The organism is Paenibacillus sp. NPDC057934, assembly GCF_042887565.1.
In the GTDB taxonomy this organism is placed as follows: domain Bacteria; phylum Bacillota; class Bacilli; order Paenibacillales; family Paenibacillaceae; genus Paenibacillus_AQ.
Map to the genome: position 1 here is coordinate 471,185 of NZ_JBHVPB010000005.1, position 12,068 is coordinate 483,252.

General features: G+C 45.3%; 12 protein-coding genes. 10 read left to right on the forward strand and 2 right to left on the reverse strand.

Annotation, left to right across the window (positions count from 1 at the left end):
• Positions 1–427 precede the first annotated feature (427 nt).
• From ACFVRY_RS14670 to ACFVRY_RS14715, 10 genes are all read left to right on the forward strand, one after another.
• On the forward strand, positions 428–991 hold the full coding sequence (locus ACFVRY_RS14670; protein WP_387500921.1) for a TetR/AcrR family transcriptional regulator C-terminal domain-containing protein: 564 nt from the start codon (positions 428–430) through the stop codon (positions 989–991).
• Positions 992–1,294: 303 nt separating this feature from the next.
• Positions 1,295–2,158 (forward strand): glycerophosphodiester phosphodiesterase family protein, encoded by an 864-nt coding sequence (locus ACFVRY_RS14675; protein WP_387500922.1) that lies wholly within the window; start codon positions 1,295–1,297, stop codon positions 2,156–2,158.
• Positions 2,155–2,907 carry a glycerophosphodiester phosphodiesterase gene (locus ACFVRY_RS14680; RefSeq protein WP_387500923.1) on the forward strand — a complete coding sequence of 251 codons (753 nt, stop codon included), beginning with the start codon at positions 2,155–2,157 and terminating at the stop codon, positions 2,905–2,907. Before ACFVRY_RS14675 ends, ACFVRY_RS14680 begins: the two co-directional genes overlap by 4 nt.
• Before the next feature lie 50 nt (positions 2,908–2,957).
• Entirely contained in the window at positions 2,958–4,022 is a 1,065-nt protein-coding gene (locus tag ACFVRY_RS14685; RefSeq protein ID WP_387500924.1) for an ABC transporter ATP-binding protein, read from the forward strand.
• Complete coding sequence (locus ACFVRY_RS14690) at positions 4,019–4,897, forward strand: carbohydrate ABC transporter permease (protein WP_387500925.1); 879 nt, start codon at positions 4,019–4,021, stop codon at positions 4,895–4,897. The genes ACFVRY_RS14685 and ACFVRY_RS14690 overlap by 4 nt, the downstream gene beginning before the upstream one ends.
• Positions 4,898–4,914: 17 nt before the next feature.
• Positions 4,915–5,736 carry a carbohydrate ABC transporter permease gene (locus ACFVRY_RS14695; RefSeq protein WP_387500926.1) on the forward strand — a complete coding sequence of 274 codons (822 nt, stop codon included), beginning with the start codon at positions 4,915–4,917 and terminating at the stop codon, positions 5,734–5,736.
• Between the two features lie 27 nt (positions 5,737–5,763).
• Positions 5,764–7,089 (forward strand): extracellular solute-binding protein, encoded by a 1,326-nt coding sequence (locus tag ACFVRY_RS14700; RefSeq protein ID WP_387500927.1) that lies wholly within the window; start codon positions 5,764–5,766, stop codon positions 7,087–7,089.
• Between the two features lie 208 nt (positions 7,090–7,297).
• Positions 7,298–8,992 carry an oleate hydratase gene (locus tag ACFVRY_RS14705; protein WP_387500928.1) on the forward strand — a complete coding sequence of 565 codons (1,695 nt, stop codon included), beginning with the start codon at positions 7,298–7,300 and terminating at the stop codon, positions 8,990–8,992.
• 379 nt (positions 8,993–9,371) lie between these two features.
• On the forward strand, positions 9,372–9,788 hold the full coding sequence (locus tag ACFVRY_RS14710) for a contact-dependent growth inhibition system immunity protein (protein ID WP_387500930.1): 417 nt from the start codon (positions 9,372–9,374) through the stop codon (positions 9,786–9,788).
• A 106-nt stretch (positions 9,789–9,894) separates the two neighbouring features.
• Positions 9,895–10,407 carry a hypothetical protein gene (locus ACFVRY_RS14715; RefSeq protein WP_387500931.1) on the forward strand — a complete coding sequence of 171 codons (513 nt, stop codon included), beginning with the start codon at positions 9,895–9,897 and terminating at the stop codon, positions 10,405–10,407.
• A 272-nt stretch (positions 10,408–10,679) separates the two neighbouring features.
• On the opposite strand, the gene ACFVRY_RS14720 is transcribed toward ACFVRY_RS14715, so the two are convergent.
• Complete coding sequence (locus tag ACFVRY_RS14720; RefSeq protein WP_387500932.1) at positions 10,680–10,814, reverse strand: hypothetical protein; 135 nt, start codon at positions 10,812–10,814, stop codon at positions 10,680–10,682.
• Positions 10,815–10,950: 136 nt separating this feature from the next.
• Complete coding sequence (locus ACFVRY_RS14725; RefSeq protein WP_387500981.1) at positions 10,951–11,928, reverse strand: ABC transporter substrate-binding protein; 978 nt, start codon at positions 11,926–11,928, stop codon at positions 10,951–10,953.
• Positions 11,929–12,068 lie beyond the last annotated feature (140 nt).

The window sequence follows — 12,068 nt, forward strand, 5'->3', positions numbered from 1 at the left end:
AATGTTGACTGAGTACCGTTTTTAATGCTGATACGTTCAACTAATAAGCAAGAGAAGACCGCACTGATGTATGACAAGCACTCTTTATTAATGTGAATTCTTTGCTCCCGTATCTATAGAAAAAGTTGGCTTATGGGCATAAGCCGCACAGCGAGGAACGAAGGAATGTTGTAGAATCGAAGCGTTCAACTTTAAGGTTTTAAAAACGTTGATTTACGCACAAAAGCCGCACAGCGGAGGGGCGAAGGGATGCTGGAGAAGCGAAGCGCTCGCCTTTAAAGTCCGATTTCAACATTAACAAAATTCAATCACTGAAATCGGACTTTAACAGCGATCGTAAGCACCCTTCGCCCCGCAGCGTTCACGCCCACGTAAGATGACGCACGTTCTTAAAACACCAATTTAGCTCACCCCAAGGAGGTAACACATGTCTAATTCGCAGATTACGAAAAATGCCCTGGCTCGTTCGTTGAAAAAGCTGATGCTGACGAGACCTCTCCCTAAGATTACAATCGGCCAGATCACCGATGATTGCGGTCTGACCCGGCATACCTTTTATAATCATTTTCACGATATTTATGAGCTGCTCGGCTGGGTCTATCAGACAGAAATTATTGAGGGATTGGAGCAATATCGCAATTATGCTGGCTGGCAGCAGGGCTTCCGAAGCGTGCTGCACTACACGAAAAAGAACAAAACCATATGCCTCAACACCTTTCATTCACTCGGCCGCGAACATCTGGAGAAGTTTCTATACGACGTCATCTATGGTGTAGCTAGTGAAGTTGTTGATGAGCTGGCGAAGGACCACACGACAAGTTCACACGCTAGGAAGGAGATCGCTGACTTCTATTCACTCGCTATTTTGGAGCAAGTGATCCAATGGTTGAAGGCTGGAGCCAACACTGATCCCGATGTAATTGTGCATAAAGTCAGTAAGATAATGGGCGGTTGTATAGAAAGAAGCCTGGTTCAGTATCAAGATCTATAGCTTACATATGGAGTGAATGATCAATCTAATGTAAAACGAAAGAACGGTCTTTTTCACGAAAATACGACAATTTTACTTCATTATTCCACTATTTGAAGCGAGAATCCGCATTCATATGAAAAAATGGACAAATTTAATAGATAAAAATGTGGGTAAATTTAATGATTTTTTTAAATCACGAGAATAAATATTCTCTACTCTATAGAGGTGGACCATAACATTCACAGTTTTGAAGGAGAGAAGACACTCGTATACGTAGTCCCTGGCACTGGATCAACAATAAAATGAAAAAGGAAGTTGGTTATGGAGCAGCTAAAAATATGGGCACACCGGGGAGCAAGCGCGTATGCTCCGGAGAATACAATGGAAGCCTTCAAGCTTGCCGTTCAGCAGCAGGCTGACGGACTGGATATCACTATTCATCGTACAAAGGATGGGGAAATTGTTGTTATCCATGACGATACCATCGACAGAACCTCGAATGGTACTGGCAAGGTTTCCAATTATACACTTGCAGAGCTGAAGGAATTCAACTTCAATGCTAGATTTGAGCAGGAGTATGCACGAGCTGAGATTCCCACTTTTTTAGAGGTCTTGCAATTTGTTGAAGAGAACAACCTTGCGTTGAACATTGAGGAGAACTTCATTTTTTCAGATCATGACCTTTCAGACATCAGTTTGGAAGCTGCAAGACTGGTCGCAGAACATGGATTGACGAAGCAAGTTAGTTTCTCTTCCTTTGACCATGGCTCGATGGCCCAACTGAAACAAGCCTTTCCAGACATCAGAACCGGGCTGTTGTTTCTTGAAGAATTGCATCGCGGTGAAGCTTATGCAAAAACAGTAAATGCTGATGCGCTCCATGTGTTTTTTATAAATACCGGCCATGAAAACATTAGTCAGATGCATGAGGCAGGTGTGAAGGTACATGCTTGGACCGTTAACGATGTTCCCTACATTAAGTCCATGCTCGATGCCGGGGTTGATGTTGCGATTACGGACTGCCCTGATGTTTGTTCTGATCTTAGAAGTCTGGACAAGACCGCCCGTGATGGGCTCGACGAAGAGAAGTTCAAAGCTGGTTATGGAGAAGTGAAATCCTATTCTTTTTTAGAGAGCTTATATGACAAGATGGCGAAGAACGAAGGACAGGAGGGCCAGGAATGATGAGCAACCTCAAAGTATTGGCACACCGGGGAGCAAGCGCGTATGCTCCGGAGAACACGATGGAGGCCTTCAAGCTGGCCATTGAACAGAGAGCGGACGGCTTTGAAATAGATATTCACATTACAAAAGACGGGGAAATCGTGGTCATCCATGATGATACTATCGACAGAACCTCGAACGGCAAGGGGAATGTTACCGATTTTACGCTGGCCGAACTGAAGCAATACAATTACAACGCCCGTTTTGAAGATAAGTATCCCACTGCAGAGATTCCAACCTTGCGGCAGGTGCTGGAGCTAGTCAAGGAACATTCTCTGTACCTGAATATCGAGATCAAGGATATTATGGTCCAATCGCAAAAATATGATGGCCTTAATGTGGCAGCGGCAGAATTGGTAAAAGACTATGATTTGGTGGATCAGGTGATCTTCTCCTCATTCAATCACAAATCCATGTTTGAGCTAAAGCAAGCCTGTCCGGAAATCAAAACAGCCCTGCTTCATTTTTCCAAATTGCATAGAGGCGAGCAATATGCCAAGACCGTCCAAGCCGATGCGCTGCATCCATTGTTTATCTGTGTGGACTCTAACGTGGTGGAGCAAGCACATCAGGCCGGTGTTCAAGTCAATGCTTGGACTGTAAATCAGGTCTCGGTCATGAGACAAATGATCGATGCAGGTGTGGACGCGATTATCACAGACTATCCTGATATCTGCGCCAATCTGGTTAAACCATCTGGGCTAGCTTAACTATAGTATCGGCCCGCACAACTATCGACAGCTAGGCGGAGGTATGGGAAATGAGCAGTATTGTAATGGAACGTGTAGAGAAGAAATACGGTGACAAAGCTATCATTGAGAACCTCAACCTGAGTATCGAAAGCGGCAGCTTCACGGTCCTGGTGGGTCCTTCTGGCTGCGGGAAATCCACAACCCTGCGCATGATTGCCGGTCTGGAGAATAACACCGGAGGCTCAATCATCATTGGGGGCAACAACATGAACGGTGTGGAGCCGGGTAAACGGAATCTGGCGATGGTTTTCCAGAATTATGCCCTCTACCCGACAATGACCGTAGAACAGAACATTGAATATGGATTGAAGAATAACAAGGTGCCTAAGGATGAGCGGATGCAGCTGATTAAGGATATTGCCAATACGGTTGGCTTAACTAAGCATCTGCATAAGCGGCCGGAATTTCTCTCCGGCGGGGAGAGACAACGCCTGGCACTGGCCAGGGCGATGGTTAAAAAACCAGCGATTTTCCTGATGGACGAGCCGCTCTCCAATCTGGATGCCAAACTTAGACAGCAGATGCGTTCCGAACTGATCGAACTGCATCAAAGACTGGGCGCAACATTCGTATATGTTACTCATGATCAGGTTGAAGCCATGAGCATGGGCACCAAAATTGTGTTAATGGATGGCGGGAAAATAATGCAGGAGGATACACCTCGTGGCATTTATCATGATCCGCAAAATATTTTCACCAGTAAATTTATCGGTACACCTGCTATGAACGTTCTTGAGCTGGAGCATTGTGATGATGTCAAACTGCAGGCTCTTGCACCTGCGGAGTCCAAATATGTAGGGTTTAGACCGGAGAAGGTTAAGTTCACTATTGAGGATGAAAAAGCAGGGGGCAACTCGCAATGTATTTCTTTTGACGGCATGCTGACTACACGGGAAATCTTGGGCTCCGAGATCATATACAAGGCTGAGCTCGGTAGTAACTCCAGTATTGCTATCAAATGCTTTGACAGTCAGGAACGTCCGCTTGAGCATGTAACGGTATATGTGGAAGAGTCCAGTCTAGTCTTCTTCGACGGGAACGAACAGAGAATCTACGGGGCGAACAGAGTATGAAGCAAGACAATAATACTCTGCGAATCCTCCCTTATGTGATGGTCGCTCCAGCTGTGCTGATTCTAGTGGCATTCTACATTTATCCGATTGGCTACAATATGTATTTGAGTTTCTTTTCCTGGAATATGCGCGGGCCAATGAAATTTATCGGCTTGAAGAACTACAAAGAGCTGTTCACCAGCAGTGACTTTGCCCATACGTTAATGAACACTATAGGATACATGGTGATGGAAGTAAGTATGGTTCTTATTCTAGGTTTATTGATGGCGCTATTTTTGCAGAAAAATACGTTCATTAACCGTTTTATCCAGACGATCAGCTTTACACCTAATATTATTTCACTAGTATCCGTATCGTTGATCTGGATGTGGCTCATGAATACGGACAAGGGATTGTTCAACTATATCCTTTCTCTCTTTGGAGCGGATCCGGTTGGCTGGTTGACAGACAAGAACGTGGCCCTATTCTCTGTCGTACTGGTCTCGGTGTGGAAATCGCTCGGCTTCAATGTCCTGATCATACTCTCGGCGCTGGGGGCAATTCCGCCATATTTATACGAAGCTGCAGCTTTGGATAATGCCAGCCGGCGTTCTGTATTTTTTCAAATTACGCTGAAAATGATCTCGCCTACGTTGTTCTTCTTAATTCTGATGAACATTATTGGCTCGTTTCAGGCTTTTGAGACGATCAGTGTCATGACGAATGGCGGGCCGTCCAATTCAACCAATACTTTGATCTACAGCATTTACAAGCAAGGCTTTGAGTATTACCGGGTAGGGTATGCGTCTGCTATGGCTGTCGTACTGATGCTGATCGTCGGACTCATTACGATCCTCTACTTTAAAGTATTGAATAAACGTGTGCACTACAGATAAGGGGGAGAAGGAAACAGATGTGGCTGAGACTCCCTAAAGTAACCGTTAGACTGCTGCTGTCTGTGTTATTGATTATTATCTTTTTGGCCCCATTCTATTGGATGATTCTGACCGCATTCAAGACACTGGACGAGGTGGTCGCTGTCCCTCCAAAGTTCTGGGTGGATAAGCTGCAATGGGTCAATTTCAAAGATGCGTTTACGCGGATTAATTTTCTTCATTATACGAAGAACTCTATCCTTATCACTTTGGGTACTCTTGTTGGTCAAATGTTGGTTGTTGTGCCGGCCGCCTATGCTTTTGCCAGATATCAATTTAAAGGAAAGTCATTACTGTTCGGCCTCGTACTTGCGACGATGATGGTTCCCGGACAGCTTATTTTCCTGCCTGTGTTCGTGATGTTTGCCAATGTGGGGTTATTGAACACCTATGTGTCCCTAATTGTACCTTTTATCGCGAGCGGAATGGCTATATTCATGCTCCGGCAGACCTTTATGCAGGTTCCCGATTCTATCCTGGAGGCAGCACGGCTGGACAATTCCAGTGAATGGAAAATCATCCGCACGATTATGCTGCCGATGGCGATTCCAACACTATCTACACTCGCTCTGCTTACGTTTATCGGGACGTGGAACAGCTATTTCTTCCCACTAGTATGGACAACTACTGACACAGTGCGTACTTTGCCGCTAGGGGTTAAGAAGCTGCAGGATGCAGAGGGGCTAAATCCGCAAATCGTTATGGCCGGCAATATGATGCTGATCCTACCCATTCTGATTGTCTTTATGTTTGCGAGAAAACACATTATTAAAGCATTCACTTACAGTGGTGTGAAGTAAATCTAACAACATGACCTGGAGGAAGCTATGACTAATCAATGGAATCACATGAAGAAGAAGTTTGCAGTAGTTTTAACGGCAGTGGTAGGAACAACTGTAATTCTTAGTGGGTGTGGACAAGCCGGTGCAAACGAGAGTGCAGTAAAGTACACTAAAGGCGACCAGGTGGTCGAACTTAAGTTTTGGACGTCGGCCATGGAACAAGTCAATAAAGATTTGGTGGATCAGTTCAATCAGACCAAAGGTACTGAACTGAATATTCATGTGAGCGCGGAGTATCAAGGCGATTATTCGGAAATGCAGCAAAAAGTTAACGCAGCGGCGGTTGCTAATACGCTTCCGAATGCTTTCATTGGTGAAGTATCCCAGACCAAAGGCTTTGCGGACAGCAATACAATCGTGGATCTGGAACCTTTTATGAAGGTGAACGATTTCAAGAATGACGATTTCAAGATTGGTGACCTAGGCAATCTCTATGTAGACAAGGATATGTACGCTTTCCCACATATGCGGAGTCTGCCAGTGATGTACGTGAACAAGACCTTGGCTAAAAAAGTAGGCTTGAATGAAAATGGACCAGCCACTTTTGACGAGTTGGAGTCTTATCTGGAAACCGCCTATAAAGCAACTGGTAAAACTCCGATGTACCTGCTTAATAACGACCTCTGGGTTCTGGAGGCACTGCTAGCTTCTTACGACAATACGAACATGCTGAATGATGAGGAAACGGCTACGAACATCAATAGTAAGGGCGCAGTAGAACTGATTTCATTTTTGCGTGATGGGGTGTCCAAGGGACTGATCAAAGTATTTAATCCAACGCAGATGAACGACTTCATCGGTGCTGTATCCAATCCGGATACCTTGCTCACCTTCTCCAGTATTGGCGGTTATAAAATCTTCCTGGGGATGGCTGCTAAAAGCCAATATGAGCTAGGGGTAGCGATGATTCCTGAAGGCAAGGGAGGAACCCGCGGTGTACCAGTAGGGGGTTCAAACGTCTATATGGCGAACACAGGTACGGAAGAGGAGAAAGCAGCCACCTTTGAATTCATGACATGGTTGTCGGGCACAGAGCAGGCGGCTTATGCTTCCGCTAACACTGGATATTTGCCAACAAGACTTTCTTCATTGGACACGGATCTTATGAAAAAGACCATGGCTGAATTCCCAGGCTATAAGGTTGCGGTAGATGAACTGAAGTTTAGTAAAATGAGACCGACGACTGGAGTTTATCACGAGGTTGAGACACTGGTAGTGTCCCGCTTAGGTGATATCCTTACAGATAATAAAGATGTTCAGCAAGGCTTAGATGCTTTGGCGAAGGACGTAGATGCCATTCTGAACAGATAGGCAGCAGAAGCACCTCATTCCCGAAACGTGATCGGGAGAGAGGTGCTTTTGTATGCCATAGACTATTCATAATGAACACAAAAGAGAGTGATTGTGTAATCTCTGTACAGATGGCGGAAGCTGTCCATAGGCTTGTTTTCGCGGTGGAGGTATAGTGAGGGCAGCTCAAGAGTAACCTTACTACTTCAACCTCGAAAGGAAGATGAACATGGGAACTTATCAACGGATTCACCCTGTAATGCCAGAAGGGATTGCTTCACGAAAAGCCTATTTGGTCGGCGGAGGGATTGGCTCGCTGTCGGCAGCAGCTTTCCTGATCCGCGACGGGCATATGCCCGGCAAGAACATTCACATTCTGGAGGAATCGCCAGTGTACGGCGGCTCTATGGACGGAGCAGGCAACGCTAAAGATGGTTACAGCGCGCGCGGCGGACGGGAGATTGAGGAGCATTTCGAATGTTTTATGGAGCTGTATGGCTTCATTCCATCCCTGAAAAATCCCGACCGCAGTGTGCTGGACGAATTCCGTGAATTCAATCTGGCCGAGCCGGTAGAGTCGCATTGCCGTCTGGTGGAGAATGCCGGACAGAAGGCCGATTTCTCCACACTGGGTCTCTCTACTACCGATTCGTTGCAGCTTGGCAAGCTGACCATGTTGACCGAGGAGCGGCTGGGGGCGACCACGATTGAAGAATTCTTTGACCCGGGTTTTCTGGAGACAAATTTCTGGTACTTCTGGCGTTCAATGTTTGCCTTTGAGAACTGGCACAGCGTAGTTGAAGTGAAGCGGTACATGGAGCGTTTCATGCACCTTATTAGCGGGATGAACCAACTCAAAGGCATCCTGCATACGGAATACAACCAATACGATTCGCTGATTCTGCCGTTGATCAAATGGCTGGAAGGGAAAGGCGTCAACTTCGATAAAGGTCATCAGGTGGTGGATCTCGAGCTCGATCTTTCCAGTGGGGAGAAGACGGTAACGGGGATTCATGTACTTGTGGGCGGCGCATCGAAGCTGATCAAGGTCTTGCGCAGCGATCTTGTGCTGGTCACCAACGGCTCCATGACTGAAAATTCAACGTTAGGTGATTTCAATCATCCGGCGATCCTCAACCGTTCCGTATCCGAACGGGGCTGTTGGAGTCTATGGGAGAAAATGGCCGCGAAGTCCCCAGACTTCGGCCGTCCTGAAGTCTTCTGCGGCGACATCGACAAAACGAAATGGCTGTCCTTCACCATCACCCTTACCGATGACGACATTTTGTTCCCGCACTTGCTGGAATGGACTGGCGACAAACCGGGCATGGGTGGCGTAGTCACAATTAAGGATTCTAGCTGGCTCATGTCCTGGACCGCACCAACCCAGCCGCACTTTATCAACCAGCCAGAGAACGTCAAAGTATTGTGGGCATATGGCCTGTTCCCGGATGCAGAGGGCGATTATATCAAGAAGAAAATGTCCGATTGTACCGGCCGCGAGCTGTTCGAGGAGCTGCTGCACCATATGGGACTGGGAAATCGCATTCCAGAAATTCTGTCCCACACGACCAACGTCATTCCGTGCATGATGCCATACATCACTTCACAGTTCATGCCGCGCGTCATGGGCGACCGTCCGCAGGTTATCCCGCAGGGCAGCACGAACTTATCTTTCCTTGGCCAGTTCGCCGAAGTGCCGGACGACTGCGTCTTCACCGTCGAATACTCCGTCCGCACCGCCATGATGGCTGTGTACGGGCTGTTGAAGCTTGAAAAAGAAGTGATTCCTGTGCACCCAAGTAAGTACGACGTTCGTGTTCTGCTAACCGCAGTCCGTACCTGTCTCGGGAACAAGTCGTTGCCGCTGGATAAGACGCTGGGGCAGATTTTGAGTGGGACTGTGATTGGGAAGTTGTTGTAAGGGGAAAGTATTATTAATGTTGTGCGAAGCCGTCCTTTATGGGCGGCTTTTATTTTATAAAAAAACAAATGATGACTGGTGAGATCTGCAATGAAGAGAAAGGACTTTAATATTTAAGAGTGTAGTATTATGATCCAAGTATAGAACGTTTTAGTAAAACGATTGTTGAATGATGAAACAGTTATCGGAAGAATTAATAATCCACGGCTGTTGAATCTTCTTTTATGATAAAGATGGAACAATCAGAAACCAATGTTGACAAAAGATCGGAAAACTGAAAAACACTCAGCAAAACAAATCTTTTCAAAAGAACGCTTCAGAGTTTTTAGAGGAGGTTAAAGATGTACGAAATTCGGTTATGCCGTAGGAGTGATATTTTATGAAGCATAATTTAAGAAATCTAACAATTAATGAAATATCAAAACTAGAGGGTTTTACTGAGGAGTTCAAGGTTGACGAAGATGTTCCTCTTTCCGTTTGGTATAATAATATTCAAAGGTTAAGTGACTTGAGCGATGGGGACATAGCAAAGTTAATCAGACAAACAATGCATCTTCGATACACTATTCCAGAAGCAATGAGTAGGTTAAGAGAGAACCCGCTTGCTGGTTATTTAGGGGATGGTGAAATATTAGAAGCAATTGCACAATTAGACGAAAAGGAATGGGATGATAACCCTCCTGTAGCTAGTATACTTGGTTCATTCATAGAAGACTTTTTGACTTTATTCAGCAATAACAAACTAGCCTTTCCGGAAGATAGGGAAAGATTTTCTACTCAAGATAGAGAAGAGTAGTATGAATTATTATTAAAAATAAAAACCACTCTTAAGAAATCTAAACACTAATAACATTCTCTAGAGTGGAGTACTAAAATGATCGAAATTCGCTGGAGGGAACAAAATGATTTATTTAACCCAGTGTTATGCTAAAGAAACATGGTACTTTGAAGCAGATGAAGAAGGAACAGTATTCAGACAGGTTTTAATCGAAGAGGGGAAAGAAAGTAAGATTTCTAATTTGAAAAAGTTTGATTTTTTCTTATCAGAAAAAGAGTTATCTTTAGATGATCCAGATTTAATAAGAATCTCTAAGGAAACATTCGAAAAAGTATGGAATGAAATTAATATAAATCAATTGGAAACATGGCTTGAGCAGAAAGAACTCCTCCCGCTTGGAACCAAAGTAGAAGGATATATCGAAGTATTTTATCCGCACGGGGTGATCGTGAGCATCGCGAGTCATGAGGCCTTGGGAGTAGCTGATTATAATGAATGTGCCAAAAACTCACAAAAAGCTAATATGCATAAGGATTTAATAGTTAGGGCTGAGATCATAGGATATGATGAAGTGAACTATTGGTTTACTTTGGGGAATCCAGAAGTTTTAGATCGTGAATATAATAGTAGAAGATAGAATAGAAGCTTGCAAGTCCCCAAGCCCTAACTTGGAAGTGTAGTTCTGATTTAGCAGGAAAAACTACCGTTAATTTCCTCCCTTTCAAAGGGTTTTCTCTAATTAAAGGTGAATTCTCCAGTTAATCTTCCTAATTTATAAGGGAATTAGCGAAATCATCAATATTAACAGGAGTTTTTCCAGTTATTTTTCGGAAACGCTACATTTTCGAATAATTAACGGGAGTATTTCCAGTTATTCAAGCGTTGCATCTTTTTCACATCTAATTTGATTTATTGGATGCCCAAAGTGGCTGCTTCCTCCCCGGGTGGTGCCACCCGCAGGCCGGGCGGCTTTCGCTCGCCCATCACTTGCCCGCGAAAGTTCCGTGTAGAACGAAAAAAGGAAATGGCAGGTTCAGGAATCATCCTGAGCACCTGCCATTTCCTTTTTTTGTATCATTATTCAGGCGGATGGGCTTCTCATCAAGAAATACACATAGTTCTGGGCCAGCCCATTCGCACTGAATATGTTTTCTCTAAGCAAGCACCATTTCCACCAGAATTACTTCTTATTCTCCTCGTTCCGTGCAATGATCATGTCCACGAACAGATCAATCTGCGCGGTGATGGCGATGGGATCATAACGGTAGTAAGTATCGAAATCATTGTAGAACAAATGATTGTTCTTGGCAGCCGGGAGTCCTTTCCAGACCGGGGAGTCTTTCAGCTCTTTAAGCTTGTCGCCTTTTTTCTCAGGATCATAGGTGGTCAGGAACATATAGTCTGCGGCGTATTCCGGCAGTAATTCCATGGAGAGCTGAAGCGTCTGGTTATCATTTTTGTTCTTCTCTGGCATTTTCAGCTTGAGAGCATTGTAGAGCACTTGTCCGCCGCGGCCAGCGTTGTCTCCGAAGATCCATAGCTCACCTTTGTCAGTCAACTCATAGATTCCGAAGGTGTCGTCTTCTTTGACGATGCCTTTCAGCTTCTCGCGGCCTGCGGCTGCTTTTTTGTCAAAGTCGGCCAGGAAGGCTTCTGCTTTGTCAGGTGCGCCAACGATGTCGCCGAACAGCTTGACGGTCTCATAGATGTTAGTAGCGGTTCCGTAAGGGACATAGATTGTCGGAGCAATTTTGGACAATGCGTCGTAGTTGCCGTCGTACATAACAACGATCAGGTCAGGAGCAAGCTCCAGGGTTTTCTCTGCGTTGATGGGATAACCGACGTCCGTGGTGTTTTTGAGCAGATCGGTCAGGAATGGATTCTCAAAAGCACTAGGCTCTACGCCAACAACGTTGGCTCCTACCGATAGCAGTTCACCCCCATAGAAGTCGGTCGCGATACGCTTGGGCTTCGTGGGAATTTTCACGGTTCCCTTGGGAGTCTCGTAATCACGGAATTCAGCTGCCGGAGTAACGGTAGCGGCCGGTTGTTCTGATGCCGCTGGTGCTGAAGCTTCCGCAGTGGCAGCCGGGGCTGGGCTTGAAGCAGTGTTGCTGGTTCCTCCGCAAGCCGTCAAAATGATCGTGAACAGCATCATCAATACGGCGGTTGACAGTAGGGACTTTCTCTTTAACATGATGGACCTCCCAGTATAAATAGTGGATACAAATCAGATAATGATAATCATTATCACTTGAGCATCAATTTAGAATCTACCAAATTACCAGTGAACCTGTC